General features: G+C 60.7%; 7 protein-coding genes and 2 pseudogenes. 5 read left to right on the top strand and 4 right to left on the bottom strand.

What is annotated here, in order from left to right:
- Positions 1-169: 169 nt before the first annotated feature.
- Positions 170-916 carry a hypothetical protein gene (locus tag KBY67_RS13615; RefSeq protein WP_255111619.1) on the bottom strand — a complete coding sequence of 249 codons (747 nt, stop codon included), beginning with the start codon at positions 914-916 and terminating at the stop codon, positions 170-172.
- 226 nt (positions 917-1,142) lie between these two features.
- Between KBY67_RS13615 and KBY67_RS14970 the strand changes: the two are divergent.
- The 3 genes and pseudogenes from KBY67_RS14970 (at position 1,143) to KBY67_RS13640 (ending at position 5,017) form a co-directional block, all read left to right on the top strand.
- Positions 1,143-2,403 (top strand): annotated as a pseudogene (locus KBY67_RS14970) (IS256 family transposase).
- A gap of 338 nt (positions 2,404-2,741) precedes the next feature.
- Complete coding sequence (locus KBY67_RS13635; protein WP_255111622.1) at positions 2,742-4,139, top strand: glutamate decarboxylase; 1,398 nt, start codon at positions 2,742-2,744, stop codon at positions 4,137-4,139.
- A gap of 170 nt (positions 4,140-4,309) precedes the next feature.
- On the top strand, positions 4,310-5,017 hold the full coding sequence (locus KBY67_RS13640) for a hypothetical protein (protein ID WP_255111623.1): 708 nt from the start codon (positions 4,310-4,312) through the stop codon (positions 5,015-5,017).
- Between the two features lie 351 nt (positions 5,018-5,368).
- Here KBY67_RS13640 and KBY67_RS13645 read toward each other — a convergent pair whose 3' ends face one another.
- Complete coding sequence (locus tag KBY67_RS13645; protein ID WP_255111624.1) at positions 5,369-5,734, bottom strand: zincin-like metallopeptidase domain-containing protein; 366 nt, start codon at positions 5,732-5,734, stop codon at positions 5,369-5,371.
- A gap of 42 nt (positions 5,735-5,776) precedes the next feature.
- Between KBY67_RS13645 and KBY67_RS13655 the strand changes: the two are divergent.
- A pseudogene (locus tag KBY67_RS13655) lies at positions 5,777-7,365 on the top strand (IS3 family transposase).
- A gap of 577 nt (positions 7,366-7,942) precedes the next feature.
- Here the strand turns inward: KBY67_RS13655 and KBY67_RS13660 are convergent.
- On the bottom strand, positions 7,943-9,799 hold the full coding sequence (locus tag KBY67_RS13660) for a glycoside hydrolase family 20 zincin-like fold domain-containing protein (RefSeq protein WP_255111627.1): 1,857 nt from the start codon (positions 9,797-9,799) through the stop codon (positions 7,943-7,945).
- A gap of 1,050 nt (positions 9,800-10,849) precedes the next feature.
- On the opposite strand from KBY67_RS13660, the gene KBY67_RS13665 reads away from it, so the two are divergent.
- Positions 10,850-12,103, top strand: a complete 1,254-nt coding sequence (locus KBY67_RS13665) for a site-specific integrase (protein ID WP_255111629.1) — start codon at positions 10,850-10,852, stop codon at positions 12,101-12,103.
- Positions 12,104-12,764: 661 nt separating this feature from the next.
- Here KBY67_RS13665 and KBY67_RS13670 read toward each other — a convergent pair.
- Positions 12,765-14,267: a vanadium-dependent haloperoxidase gene (locus tag KBY67_RS13670; RefSeq protein WP_255111630.1), complete on the bottom strand. Its 1,503-nt coding sequence runs from the start codon at positions 14,265-14,267 to the stop codon at positions 12,765-12,767.
- Between the last annotated feature and the right edge of the window lie 829 nt (positions 14,268-15,096).

Here is a 15,096-nt window from a genome sequence, read left to right on the forward strand (position 1 = left end):
ACGCTCTGCCTGTGCGGCGGGCTCATCCGCCTCCTCACATCAGCCTTGACGGCCTCGCTGTATCCGCGCATTGGTCATGTCCTCAAGCCCCCGGATGGAAGGATCAAAGGGGTGACATCTTTCCTGAACCCGGGGGCAGCAGGCAGGCAGGAAGCCAAACGAACAGCCTTCAGCTACGCACCACTTCCTGACCGGGAATCACCAGGGGCCGCCGGTGTGGGAGGTTGCCGAAGTGCTCCCGGGCGACAGCCAGCATCTGCTCGTCGCTGAGGCCGCTGTCGTCAAGAGTCTCAACCCCCACTATCCGCTCCATCAGGTCGCGACGATGGGTTTCGAGGTAGTGCAGCAGCACCTGACGCATGTCGCTTTCCCCCGTACCGTGGCCGAGCAGCAGCAGGGCATCGGCGTCGGCTATCGCCTCGGTGATGCGAGCCAGGTAGTCAGTATCAATCGGAGCGCGCTGACCCGCCTGATCCCGGTCATGGCGGTGGGTGAGGTTCTGATCCGTTCCCCAGATCCCGTGCGGACGAAGCACCGCATGCTCCACCTCGTCTCCTTCGAGCCTGAACGCTTCAGTGCGGCGATGGTCTAGGTACAGAACGAGGCAGTGGGCTTGATCACCGCGGGGGGAGGGGGCGTCGACCTCAGGATGGGCGGGGGTGACACCGGCCTCCTGCAGGAAATGACGCACCCTCATCACCGCGTCCGCATCCAGGTCGGGTTGACGCAGACCGGAACCGATGTGGATCCAGGTTTCCTGGCCGGAGGGCATCCGGATCTTCAGGCGGCGGTCATCAAGTTCGCTCAACTCCGCGCCAAGGGAGCGGAACAACGCCTCTACCCGTGAAGCGCGCACGCCATGCTGCAGAGGATGGGCAAACAGGGCCTGCAGAGTCCTGCTGTGGTGTCGTTTCATGGCAAGGATCGGCGGCTGATTCGACCCTATCGAGGCGGATCCTCTCTGGAAGGCTCGTCGTAACTATCGAAGACGGAGTCTGCTGAAAAGAGTGGCGTCCCCTCAGTTGGTCTAAATTCCCAGGAGCAGCACCGGCTAGGCCGGTGCTGCTCCTCAGACGCTTGTCGTTGCAAGGGGTGGGCAGGCCCGTTTCCCTGGTTTGAGCACTACCTCAACCAGACGAACCATGCCCAAGACGAATTCTGGCGCCTCAGCCCTGGCGCCGCTACTGGATGGCAGCACTGCAGGGGAACTGATCCCGGAGCTGGTGCGCCACGGCCTGCAGCGACTGATCGAACTGGAGGTCGCTGCGGTGCTCGGCGCCGACCGCCATGAGCGCACTGATGAGCGCCTCGGCTAACGCAATGGCTGCCGGCCGCGCACCCTGGCCAGTCAGGCCGGTGACATCGACCTGCTGATCCCCAAACTGCACACCGGGGGCTTTCTTCCCTCGATCCTTGAGCCGCGCCGCCGCGTCGATCAGACCCTCTATGGCGTGGTGATGGAGGCCTACATCGGCGGCATCTCCACCCGCAAGGTCATTTCCCTGGTAGCCGCTCTGGGCGTACAGAGCGGCATCTCTAAATCCCAGGTGAGCCGCATCTGCCAGGAGTTCGACCAGCAGGTGCAGGCCTTCTTGAATCGGCCGCTACAGGAGTCCGGCTACGCCTACATCTTTCTCGATGCCACCTACCTCCACGGCCGGCTGGGCAAGGCCCTGCAGGTCTGCTCCAGGGCTGCTGTGATCGCCATGGGCGTGGACGCCGATGGGCGCCGTGAGCTGCTCGGCCTGCAGGTGGGCGAGCGCGAAAGTGAGGGCTTCTGGAAGGCCTTCATTGGCTCGCTCATAGCCACAGGCTTCTGCGAAGCAGTAGAGCGCGGCCTCACTGGCGTCAAGCTGGTGATCAGTGATGCCCACGTGGGCCTCACCAAGGCCATACGGCGCATGTTCCAGGGCTGTTGCTGGCAGCGCTGCAGGGTCCATTTCGCTCGCAACCTGCTGCAGCGGGTGCCCAAGGCTCATCAAGGCATGGTGACCGCAGCCCTGCGCTCGGTGTTCAGCCAGGAGGAGGCTGTTGGCCTGGTGGGAGCGCTGGGATGACCTGGCCGCTTCATTGGCCGAGCGTTTTCCCAGGGCCGCAGAGCTGATGCTCGAGGCCAAGGAGGACGTGCTGGCATTCCGCCACTTCCCAAAGCAGCACTGGAAAAAGGTCTGGAGCACCAACCTGCTCGACCGCGTCAATGAGGAGGTCAAACGCCGCACCCGCGTGGTCGGCATCTTCCCCAACGACGCCGCGATCACCCGACTGGTGGGGGCGGTATTGCTGGAGCAGGACGAGCACTGGCAGCTCGAGGGCCGGCGCATGTTCTCGGCCGAGAGCATGGTCGCCATCCACTCGCTGGAGGAGCTGCCTGTGCAGCCATCCCTCCAGGAAGCAGCGGCCTGAGCACAAGACGTCATAACCAAGATTGCAGGCGTAGCCCACAACCGATCGGCAATCCAGGCGAAAGACTTGACAATTCAATCGTCTGGATTCATCGTGAAACAACGAAGTGGATATGCACCTCGCGAGGACAGCCCGTCATTCATCCCTGTTCACCCTCAGATCAGGGTAATCGGGCCTCGGGATTTACACCACGCGAAGGGACGCTGCCTCAGCAGATGGGGCCATGGGCTCCACACAGAATCTGGCAAGAGTGGTGCTGCTAGGATAGCTTTGCGAGGCGTTACCTGTTTCCGAATCCGGAACATTTGGGCGTCAGTCCATCATAGTACTCCTCAGCCATGGCCCTCCAGAGCAAGCCTCCTGCAAGTTTGCCTTCGGACGATGATATCTATGCGTCATCGGATCTATCCAGCGGCCTACCAAAGCTCCGTTTTCCAGCCAGGGAGCGCGACCCAAGAACCATTTTCGCAGCGGTAAGAGATGAACTGATGCTGGACGGGAATTCACGTCAGAATCTTGCCACCTTCTGCCAGACATGGGTGGAGAAAGAAGTCCACGATCTGATGGATCTTTGCGTCGACAAAAACATCGAAGACAAGGACGAATATCCCCAGACTGCCGAGCTTGAAGCCCGCTGCACCCACATGCTGGCCGACCTTTGGCATGCTCCATCGATCGAGACGTCCATCGGCACCTCCACCGTCGGCTCCAGCGAGGCCGCGATGCTGGGTGGCTTGGCAATGAAACGCCGCTGGGAGACGGCCAGGAAAAAGGCCGGTCGATCCACCGACAAGCCCAATCTGGTCACGGGCCCCGTGCAGATCTGCTGGCACAAGTTCACCCGTTATTGGGACATCGAACATCGGGAGATTCCGATGGAGCAGGATCGGCTGATCATGACGCCCGAAGTCGCTCTTCAGTACTGCGATGAAAACACCATCGGCGTGGTACCCACGCTGGGGGTGACCTTCACGGGGCAATACGAGCCGGTGCAGCAACTCTCTGACGCCCTTGATGCCTATGAGAAATCCACCGGTATCGATATCCCCATCCACGTGGACGGCGCCAGCGGCGGTTTCCTGGCCCCCTTCTGCGCCCCGCATCTGGTCTGGGATTTCCGCTTGCCGCGGGTCAAGTCGATCAATGCGTCCGGGCACAAGTTCGGACTCGCTCCCCTGGGGGTTGGCTGGGTGCTCTGGCGTGAGAGCAGCGATCTGCCGGAGGAGATGGTGTTCTGGGTGAACTATCTGGGCGGAAACATGCGCGACATCACCCTGAACTTCTCGCGCCCGGGTGGTCAAGTCGTGTGTCAGTATTTCAATTTTCTACGCCTGGGGGCGGAAGGTTATCGAAAGGTGCATTCCGTCTGCTACGCCACGGCCCAGTATCTGGCCAGCGAAATCAGCAAACTGGGTCCGTTCGAGATCATCTATGGAGGTGATCCGAAGGTTGGCATTCCAGCCCTCTGCTGGACGATGAAAGAGGGTAGCGATGCCAACTTCAATCTCTTCTCCCTGGCCGATCGTCTGCGGGTTCGGGGCTGGCAGGTTCCCGCCTACACCCTGCCTGCCCACTGCCAAAATATTTCTGTGCAGAGAATTCTGGTGCGCCATGGCGTCAGCCGTGATCTGGCTGAACTGTTGCTCGAAGACATCCGCCAGGCTCTGGCCTATTTCGATCGCCACCCTGACCATGCCGTGCTCACCAGTTCAGAGGCCAGCGGCTTCCATCACTGAGGCAGCCCACCATGTCGGGGGCCAGCACAACGCGACTCATCGAATTGAGCCGACCCTGGGGGTTCATCACCCGCAGGGTGTACCAACGCGCCCACCATGGTCTGGTCCTGTGGCGATCCCGCCACCATCGCAAGGGACTCCCCTTAAGGCAGCCCGCGTCGCTTCTCAAGGTGGAGATCGATCTGCTGCGTTGCCTCTGGCAGCCGCAGCAGTTGAACTGGTGGATTGGGAGCATTTTTGCGCTCGGTTCCCTGCTGTTTTTGATCGGTAGCTGGCTGAGCCTGGATCCAATGCTGGTCAAGCATCTCTCCATGAGCAACACCGCCGTCAACAGGGTGTTCTTTCTTGGCTCCATTCCTTTCACCACGGCGGCTTATCTGCAACTATTCCAGGCCGCCAATGCCGGTCCGCCCCTATCAGGCACCGATACGAGCCGAAAGAGAATCCACTGGTTCGGCTGGGAGCCCCAAGAGATCGGTTGGCTGAGCTGTGCCCTTCAGTTTCCCGGCACGATTCTGTTCAACGTCAACACCCTCAATGACCTCAATGCCAATCTGAACTGGATCGGCCAGGATGGTCTGGTTTGGATTCCCAACCTGCTGGGCTCGATTCTGTTTCTGTCGAGCGGGTATCTGGCCTTCATCGAAACCTGTCACTCCCACTGGACATGGAACCCAGGCAGCCTGTCGTGGTGGGTTACGTTCTCCAACCTGCTGGGATGTGTCGGATTCATGGGGGCCGCTCTCACAAGCCCGGTGCTGCCAGGCGGACTGGGGCCCATCTTGCCGACAACTTCGTTGATCTTCACGCTTTTGGGTGCCGTGGGTTTCCTGATTGGCTCGCTGCTCATGCTTCCGGAAGCGGTGACTCCCTCCTGAAATTGAAGCCGCTGCCCCATTGCAATCAGCTGGCTGAGGATCATGCCCATTACTGGCACTGGCTGGAGTCGGGGCACTACGCCAGTCGGCCCCCCGGGGAGGTGCATGGCCCCTTCCGGAGCGAGGAAGGTTGCCTGGTGCTGGACATCTCCTTCCCCCAACGCTGCGTGGGAACCAGAAGCCAGCCCCGCGAACAATGATTCCGACCGGGGCCTCTTGGCAGAACCGTCATGCCCAGCGGCAGCAAGCAAGGCCGTTTCACTTGCCGGTGCCCGTGGCGGACGATGGAATGCCCTGGCGACACCTCCGCAGCCTTCAGCCGGCGAGAGCCTGGCCCAGAGGCCGCATCTGCTAAGGCAACTCCGGATAGATCAGATCCGCCGCCTGCCTCGCTTCGCTGAGCACCTGAAAGAGGACCTTGGGCGATTCCTTGAGCAGCTTGATCCAGTGGCCGAGATAGGCGGCATGGCTCTCGATTTCGCTGCCGATCTCCAGCCGATTGCCCAGCGACACCGCCCCTAATTCGGCGACGAGCTCCTCGCGGGCATAGCGGGCCATCCCGAAGGCACCACCCAGATCCCGCTTCAGGCGGGATTCGTGGCCGGTGGAGTGGATCTGCTCATGGGCCCAGGTGGCGCAGAACGCAGCAGGTGAGTGGAAGCTGGCGCGATCGGGCAGCTGGAGCCCCCTCTGCCAGGAAAGTTGACGCCTCTCCATTCCGACCATTTCAACCACCAGGGGGCCTGATGGAACCGACCGATGCGTCCTTACAGCGAGGCCGTCAAGGCTGATGTTCGCCGGCGGATGGGGCCTCCCCACCGCCAGAGCTGCACTGAGATCGCCCAGGAGCTGGGCATTCACGTGATCACCCTCTACAAGTGGCGCAAGGCTTGGCGGCTGCAGGGGGAGGTGGTGCCAGCCACCCAGAAGGATCCAGAGGGTTGGGGCCCCGCCGACAAGTTCACGGTGGTGCTGGAGAGCGCCGGTCTAAATGCCACCGAACTGGGCGGTTACTGCCGCGAACGGGGCCTGTTCCCCGAGCAGGTGGACCGCTGGCGGCAGGCCGCCCAGGATTCCAACGCACAGCCGCTGCTGACCATGGCCGACCAGAAGGACCTCCAGAAGCGGCACCAGGCCGATCAGCGGGAGATCAAGCGCCTGCAGCAGGAACTGCGCCGCAAGGACAAGGCCCTGGCGGAGGCGGCGGCTCTGTTGATGGCGTCAAAAAAGATCCAGGCCTACTGGGGAGAGGGCGGGGACGACTGACCTCCTCAGTGGATCGCCGGAGGGCTCTGGAGATCCTCGATGCCGGCATGGCGGCTGGTGCACGGTCTTGTGAACTGGCCACTCTGCTGGGCGTGGGGCTGAGCACCCTGCAGCGCTGGCGGCGTCAGTTCGCAGGTGATGCGGACGGCAGCGATGGCCGTAAAGGCAGCCACCGTCTGATTTCTCACCGCCTGAGCGAGGAGGAGCGCCAGCGGATCCTGCTCACCTGCAACCAGAGCGAATTCGCAGCACTGCCGCCGGGGCAGATCGTGCCGGCCCTGGCCGATCGGGGCGTCTACATCGGCTCAGAGCGCAGCTTCTATCGGGTGCTGCATGCCCACGGCCAGGCTCACCACCGCGGACGGGCCCGGCCACCGCAGGAGCCCCGCCCGGTGCCACGGCTGCAGGCCAGGGGAGCGAATCAGCTCTGGAGCTGGGACATCACCTATCTGCCCACAAGCGTGCGTGGCGTGTGGCTGTACCTCTACCTGGTTGTCGACGTCTGGAGCCGCAAGGTGGTGGCCTGGGATGTTGCCGATCGGGAAGACGCACAGATCGCCGCTGATCTTGTCAGTCGGGCCTGTCTGCGGGAGCGGATCAGCAAGGGCCGCCGCCAGCGCCTGATCCTCCATGCCGACAACGGCAACGCCATGCGGGCCGCCACGCTGGAGAGCCGGCTGGAGGAGCTGGGTGTGCTCAGGTCCTTCTCTAGGCCGAGGGTCAGCAACGACAACCCCTACTCGGAATCCCTGTTCCGTACGGTCAAATACCGGCCGGACTACCCCCGGCGGCCATTCCAGAGCGTGGAAGAGGCCTGCTCCTGGGTGGTGGCGTTCGTGGACTGGTACAACCACCAGCACCGCCACAGCGGCATCCGGTTCGTCACACCCGATCAGCGCCACAGCGGCCAGGCCGTTGAAATTTGTTGCCAACGATCTCAGGTCTATGACCTGGCTCGTCAACAGCATCCTCGCCGCTGGCGTCGAGCCACCCGCTGTTGGCGTCAGCCGGAGGTGGTCTGGATCAATCCACCACCTCCGGAAAACAACGTCAATCCGACTACGTTGGTGATGGCCGCCTGATCAGCGGCAGCGGCGTCATCTTTCCTGGCAGTCACCGGCCCAGTATCACAAGTGCGACGCCTTGCCCCGGAGTGAGGTCTTCATCTACCAGTCACCGGCGAAGTGTCAAGCCGCCCTGGAGACTATGCAGGCCAACGGCCCCTGAACCATGGTTGTCGTCAGTGAGCGGGCTCCCTGCATAAGCCCTTGCCTGCCCCTGAGTGGCAGGCAAGGGCAGGGGGTGTCGTAGATGTGAGCTGGTGGGGGCCTGTCCACTCGAGGGGCTTGTTATCCATTCCTTGATGCCGAGGAACTTCTTTGCAGTGCTTTATGAACAAGCGTTTTCAGATTCTTATCCTCTGGTGTTGAATAGACTGATACAAGAGACTGGCCATAAACAGGCTCTTGATTAGGTATCAAGCTCCGCATGCACCGCTTCGTATCAATCGAGCAGGGGCGGAAGCTCGCTCCAGCCTTGGTGCTGGAGGCCACCGAGATCTCCAGCGGCGCTTCCTACCTAATCAGGAAAAGGCTTACTCCCGTCTCGGCAGGCTAGTTTGCCCGAACACGGCATCGCACGGCCTCCATGGGAAACCCCTCAGGCCCGATAGACTTGGAGTGCCACTTCAAACCGCGCTACGCTGTCCTTCAACCCACCCGGACGATTGCGCGCCAGCCAGAGCTGTTCATGTACCGTGATGATCTCTTGCAGTTCCAAGTCCAATTCCGGTCCACGCCTCTCGCCCGTTCCCAGCATGAATTGAGCCAGACGGACCGCGTGGCGCAGCAGTTGCGCCGTCTGGTCAAGCTCTCTCCGGATCAAATCGGCCTCCGGGCCTGACATTTCCGCGCTCGCTAGCAACTGCCCGGCAGCGTCAATCGCCTCCATTGTCCGGCTCAACACCTCGGGCTGAAGCAGCGCCGCGTATTCACGCACCCGGGTTTGTGTCTGCTGTATGAGTTGCCACAGTACCGACGCGTTGTCCGGCTCAAAGCCGATCGCCCGATACACATTGCCCAGGGCATACAGGGCCTCCCCGGCCCGGCCCGTAACATCGTGCAGGGCATGGATCCCCACGGCGCGCGCCAGGTCCAGGCTGCGATTCGCCTCAAACGCCCACGCATAGGCGGCCCCGGCCGCATATCCCAGGTAACTGACCGGCAACACCTGCCAATGGCCGCCGTCCCCCCAATCAGCGATGAGATAGCCCACCGCCCCATGCTTCAGCCCATTCTCGGCGGCGCTGCGGAGGTTCCCCAGGGCGTTGTCGGTGCGGCCCGCGATGGAACACCAGGACGAGGTGCCCGGGCAAACATAGAAGGGGATACCGGCGGCCGCAAACTGGGCGCCGTGCGCATCGAACGGATGGTTGGCTTCGTAGCCCCACTCCAGCGCGATGAGGTCGCGCGGCAGGTCGGGAATAAGCTCAGGATGGTTGATAATACTTTCGCCCCAGAATTGTAGCCGCCTCCCGCGCGCCCGGACGTCGCGATAGAGGCTGAGCACAAAGTCCAGGTAGACGCGGCCCTGGCCGCGCTGCGCGCACTCGCTCTGGCTGCGCCCCAGCCCAACATCCACGGCCTCATCACAGCCGATATTGAACAGCCGGCTGGAAAAGTGCGGCAACAGCTCGTCATACAGCCCGGTCACCAAGGCCAGGCTGCCAGGATCCAGCGGGCACAGGCTGAAGCCCCCGGCGGGTATGCGGGGTGAGTTGGGCCACCAGGGCGTTGCAATCTCATCCAGGGTTTCGGCCAAGGCCTGGTAGCGAGGGTGCTTGAGCCAGCGCGTCATGTGCCCGAACGAATTCTGGTTAGGCACAAGTTCAACGTGCCGCTCGCGGCAAAAGGCGTCCAGCTCAAGAATCTCCTGTCCGGTGAAGGGGGAGGCCTCAGCCCAAACCTCCGGATGCCGGCGATAGGCAAAGGTATGCTCGGTATACAGCTGGAACTGGTTGATCTTCCATCCTGCCAGCCGATCTACCAACGCGCAGACCGTTTCCAGCGTGGGCACTTTGTCGCGGCTGATATCGAGCATGACACCGCGGGCCGGGAAATCAGGCCAGTCGGAAATGCGGAGGCACGGCAACTGCCGCCCGGCCTGTTCCAGAATTTGCGTCAGCGTGCAGAGCCCATAAAACCCTCCGGCTTCATCCGCGCCGGAGAGGTAAATCCCCGCGGGCGTAATCGCCAACTCGTAGGCTTCCGCGTGCCGGGCATGTGTCGCCAGCCGCACCTCTAACCCAATCTGGTCCGGCGCAGCCCCACTCGCCGTGATCTCCCAATTCAGGCCAAGCAACGCTTGCAGCCGCTTCTGCCAGCGCGCCACCGCCCCGCGCCAGGCTGCCGGGTTGGGTACATCCAACCAGATTAGGCGCTGGTCCGCCAGGGGATACACCCCCTCCGTCCAGATGAGTTGCCGGGGAGCTGGCAGTAGGCACAAGGAATCTGTCATGATATCAATCTCCTTTTGAATAATTGGGCCCCAAGGTAATGCTCAGATTTCATCCCTTTGATCATCGTCGTGGTTCAAGTCTCCTTGTTGCTCGCCTTACGATTGAATTGGCATTTGACCCAAGATTCAATGCAGCCGCGCCTAACGCATATTAGATGGTTGCCGCAAACCACGGTCAGACTGTCCCAGCTTTCCGTGAACCACGCTGGGGCATCTGGGTAGGTTCCCGCAAAACCATTGCAGTGCAGTGCTTTTAGCTTATGGACCTCCAATTATAGGCGAGGTTCACAGGTCCGATATCCACATGTTCGATGTGATAAACAACCTATTCTGGATACCTGGGCCAGCCTTGAGCAGGATTGAAGGCCAAGACAAGCAAGCTGGCCAATCAGATTCTTCGAACGCTGAATGGACGGCTCCGGCAACTACTCCGAGTTACTCTCTCCGGTAAGCATAAAACCTGCTTGCCGGTAAGGGCAATAACTTCAGATGGATTGTAGGGACTGGGGCCTCGATTGTTGCAACCTTGGGAAACGCGGATAATATGCGGACCCTATATCCAACTGTTCATTGGGATACACAAGTGGCCACGTGGGGCGCTCCCCTCTGCTGGGCGAACCATACCAAATGCCTCATCGGGAAAGCTTGTAGATCCTTCAAACACTACTTTGACGGATCTGCTCTCCCACCCTAAAATGCTGCCCATTCCTCAACATGTCCGAATCTTATCATTTCGCACTAATCTACTATCAAAAAAGATATCCAGAAATCAAATTCTTCAAAGATCTATAAATCTGTGGCCGCCCTATCGGTGACTTTCAGGGAAGGTGACACTCCTTGGTAGCCACTCAGGCAACCCGAATTAATTGTAGCGTCAGGAGAAGTCAATCGGGGCGACAGGATTCGAACCTGCGACCTAGTGCTCCCAAAGCGGAAGCACAGGGGGCCTCTGGAGTGGAATCTCGCGTCAGAACTGGCTTCCTGACTAGGGATGAACAGGCCTGAGCAGGCAGACATCTTAGTTTTTGTGCACGGGATGTGCACAGTTGGATGCCTCGGATCGGGAGCGGTGAGAGCTGGGAGTCGGGCCTGAGGGCCACAGTGCGTTCGTCGACCGCGATGGGCTGGGCGGTGCGCAACAGCCGCGGCTCAGCGCGGTTGCTTGTGCGCCGCGAAGGCCTGCCGATGGAAACCGTTGGTCTGCCGTTTGACTGGGGACGGCAGCAGGTCGGCGCGATCGTGGCCCGCGTCCGCAACATCTACGTGCTCACCCTGCAGGGCCACAATTTGCAGCAGGCGGCGGCCATCGCTGATGGCAATGCGCCGCAGCGGCAGACCAGCTGGGCCGAGGCCCTGACGAACTTCCGACGCCAGAAGCTTGATCACGGCGCCGCGATCAAGCCGAGCACCTGGGCCAAGATCTACGAGCCGGTGCTGACGATGGCCACCGCGCTGCTAGATGGCCAGCGCGGTCCGAGAAACCCGGCGGATCTCCTCGATGCCTGCCTGCGGGACTGGCCGCCGGGCAGCCGCACGCGGCAGATCCGGGCGCAGTCGTTGGCCCAGTTCCTGCGGCACTGCGTCGAGCGTGAGCACTTCCCCGAGGGCTGGCGGCCACCGGCCGACCTGCGGCCCCACATCGGCGTTTCGGCTGCTGAGGTGGCCCCCGGCCACCGCAAGGGCAACGCCTTCACGGATCTGGAGATCCTGGCGCTGATCGATTCCCTTCCCAGCGATCCCCCGGGTCTGCGCTGGGCGGATGCTCTGCGGTTGATGGCAGAGCTGGGTCTGCGGCCGATCGAGCTGCAACACCTGGCGGTGCGGATTGAGCCGCGCAGCGGTCGGCCGTTGTGGTGGTGCAGCTACCGCAAGCGGAGCGGGGGCGGCATGACGGCGCCGCGCTGGATCCGGCCGCTGCCGCTGACGGATTGGGACGGGCGCCGCCAGCAGTGGAACCTGCTGGAGCGTTGGCAGGCGGGGCTGATCGAGTTGCCGCCGCTGGGCAATGGACCTGGGGCGTCGGATGCGATCGGCACCTACCTGGGTCGGCAGCAGGGCTGGCAATCGCTCCGGGCGCGGCTGGAGGCCCGGGGTGAGCGAGCGGTGCCCTACAGCTTCCGGCACAGCTACAGCCTGCGTGGTCACCAGCTGGGGATCGACGCGGGCAGCGTGGCGCTGAACATGGGCCACAGCTACGAAGTGCACTGTCGCAGCTACCCCTGGGCGTCGGACTCGGGTGCTGCGGTTGCCTACGAGCGAGCACTGGCGATCAAGGCGCCGCTAGGTTCAGTGCCCAGCACCTGACGCTCATGATGCACTGCCTCGATCTCCTGGGGCAGCAGTCCGAGACGAGCCATTGAGTTCCGGGACGCGTGAACGGAGCAGAGTAGAAAAGAACCGAGCCAGCATCAATCTGCTCTTCTGTTGCCTAGACAAGAAAGTGTAATCTGATGGGTTTTGATGTAAAGCATAAGGCCACTGATCATTCCCATACTGCAGGTTGGAATGTCCAGAAAACCCTTGCCACCTCAGATCATCTCCACATCAATGCGGGCATTGCACCGCCAACGCTTGCAGCGTCGCTGACAACTGGCCGCCAGGCGATGGCCCAGAGGCAAGACGGTCTTCCAGCGGCGAAGCAGACCCCTTCTGACTCAGTAGCTGCCCAGCCACCTTCTGTGCCAGAGCTCCAGATGACCCTGGTCGAAGAACGGGCTGTGTTGACGCATGAGGCCGATCAGCTCAGCATGGAGCCGGGCGTAAGGAACCACTGGGTGGTGGTTTGGTCTGACAACCCCAACGTCTCATGGCTCACAGCCGACCCAGTGACTTGAGCCCCATGCTGTTGCAGGGCTTCTCGGACTTGTGCCGGTCAGTCAGGCAAAAGGCAGCCAACTGGAAGAAAGTCGTCCCCGAATGTTTCGGCACGCGGAGACGACTCCACAGATTCGACAGGATGTTTTGCTCAGCTCATACCAGAAGCTGTGACTGTTGCTGAAGCAATCATGAGTTTGTCTTTGGCAATCTGGTTGGCAATCTGCGCACCCAGCCAGACTCCGCCAGTCTTGCCAAGCCTCTTGGGATTGGGAGGGATGCCGAACTCATCCCCAGTATTGGCAGAATCTCGTGTGGTGATTCCATCGAACTCCCAGTGCACTCCTAGATAAACACGGCTGACTGAGTTGTCGACTATCGCCTTCCAGAGACTCTCGTAGCTAAGGGTCACTAATTCACGCGGCCGCATCGTGCGTGGATCGCGGTTGCGACCGTCGAATTCGTCAGAAATAAACTCGAACCGCACGTTATCTACGCCTTCTGCGTTAAAGGATGCCAGGCCTTTCTCTACAAGAAAAAGCCGAAGAAGCTGAAAGGCTGCGCATCCGAATGTGGCATGTCCCGAAGGATAAGCGGGAAAGTTTGGTGTGAATCCCGCTCCGGTACTGTTGGTATTTGGCCTACCTAATGGTAGCCAATTGGGATCTGCAACGCCATTACCGGGGACTGCATTTCTAATGCCAACGACGGGGCGCCACATCATATGAGAAAGTGCGTACTTGTAAAACCAGGCTTCGATACCTGCGTCGGCCATGGCGACTGCAACGGCAGCAATAATCTTCACTTCGTCATCGTTGCTCAGCTGGCCCGGGCTCTGAGCATCAAGAGCATCAAGAATCCTCAGAACCACCTGTAGGTAAAGGCGCGGTGGCGTACCAAGTTCCTGAGGACCGTCGTATCCCCAGGCGATACCGATTACTTCTTCTTCCAAGGTACGAACTCCGGAAACCCCAAGCGACCGGTTGATATCTCCCTTAAGAGCTACCTTGGCAAAGTCTTGTTGGTAGTGCGATGTAGGATTCACCGTGTTGCTATCGACGCGGCCTGGAGGTGGTGGGAAGTCTCCAGCTGGTACGGCTACTGTTGCAAGACGGTTTGATTGGCCCCAGATTCCCCCGGCGAATCCCTGACCAGGCTCAAAGACCGGAAGCGCGTGGGCGTATGGAACCGGAGGGTTCGGGGGAATGTATTGCCCTGCTGCGGCGTTCGCAGGATCACTGATACCGATTTGATGCACGGCTGTTCCAAAGGCTCGACCAACTGTTTCAAACGAACCCGCTGCGTTTCCGACTTGAAAATAATCGAGCCAATTCAGCCACGCTGGTTCGATCATCGAACTCTGGTTGGGATAACGCAATCGCAGCACCTGATGACAGGCAGCTGCAGCCGCCAGATCGACATCCGAGGCTGGCAGGGCCATTAGACCAGGAGTGGCCGCGAGGTTCAGCAGTGTTGTACCGCCACTACGAAGCTCCTTCAGGTCATGAAGTGCAGCCAAAGCTAGTCCTAGGGCACGGGCAGTGAGGAACGGACCCCTCTGATCGCCAGGACTGAGCCCAACGGTGTGATCTCTACGAACACATTCCAGACACATATCGACCCAAAAACGGTCGCGCATTCCACCAGCAGCCATGTTCAGTGCCTCTAGTTGTGATTTGCCTTTGCTGAATCATTTGAGGGCATCTATAAAAGTTTCGGCTCTTACAGTAATCATGACGCACGAGCCCTTGCTCTGTCAGGCTTTTTGCGTGGATGAGCTCGGCAAGGAGGCCGATTTCTCTAGGTGCCCTTGAGACCTTCGTTGTCTCTGTTACAACAATATCAAGAGATTTTCATTTCAAACAACCGCACACAAAACGAAACTATTGCCGCCTCGCTTGCTCTCGCTTTCTTAACCAACCGCAGCGACACCAGTGCTGGCTTGATCGAATCACGGCTGGTGGTAGTAGTTCTGACATCACCTGGTTGCAAAGGCCTAGGTAGTCGAGTACTGGCGAATTGGCGTTCGGTAACTTGCGCCGTCATTACATGCCGGACTTGTAGATATCGGTGCTGCGCCAGCGCTTGAGGGTGCAGTAGCTGCTGCCGAAGGAGCGGGGAGCGTCGTGTGTCATCCGACTGCAGAAGTGCGCCACGTCCGACACTGCGGCAGCCAGAGTTCGTCCTCGACCGGGGGTAGCAGGGCCATCCCTGCCAACCCAGTTCGAGGAGCGCAACAGAATGACGACCTGAGTGAAAGGGCATTTCCTACGCATGGCCTCAACCCCCTCCGATTCAGGCGGCCCGCATGGCATCCGCCGCCGCGAGCTGCTGCTGGGCACCCTGAGGTGGACTGGCTTTTCTGGACAGGCCCCATCGTTAACCTCTGAGGCGGGGTACCGCCCCTGAAAGGGGCTCCCACCCATGAGTAAACGCCGCACACACAGCCCCGAGTTCAAGGCCAGGGTCGCCATGGAGGCGAT

The organism is Synechococcus sp. RedBA-s, from assembly GCF_024345495.1.
Taxonomy (GTDB): Bacteria; Cyanobacteriota; Cyanobacteriia; order PCC-6307; family Cyanobiaceae; genus Regnicoccus_A.

Coding starts and splice junctions, on each gene's coding strand:
- KBY67_RS13615 (WP_255111619.1), bottom strand. CDS start 916: ATGAAACGACACCACAGCAGGACTCTGCAGGCCCTGTTTGCCCATCCT.
- KBY67_RS13635 (WP_255111622.1), top strand. CDS start 2,742: ATGGCCCTCCAGAGCAAGCCTCCTGCAAGTTTGCCTTCGGACGATGAT.
- KBY67_RS13645 (WP_255111624.1), bottom strand. CDS start 5,734: ATGGAGAGGCGTCAACTTTCCTGGCAGAGGGGGCTCCAGCTGCCCGAT.
- KBY67_RS13660 (WP_255111627.1), bottom strand. CDS start 9,799: ATGACAGATTCCTTGTGCCTACTGCCAGCTCCCCGGCAACTCATCTGG.
- KBY67_RS13665 (WP_255111629.1), top strand. CDS start 10,850: ATGCCTCGGATCGGGAGCGGTGAGAGCTGGGAGTCGGGCCTGAGGGCC.
- KBY67_RS13670 (WP_255111630.1), bottom strand. CDS start 14,267: ATGGCTGCTGGTGGAATGCGCGACCGTTTTTGGGTCGATATGTGTCTG.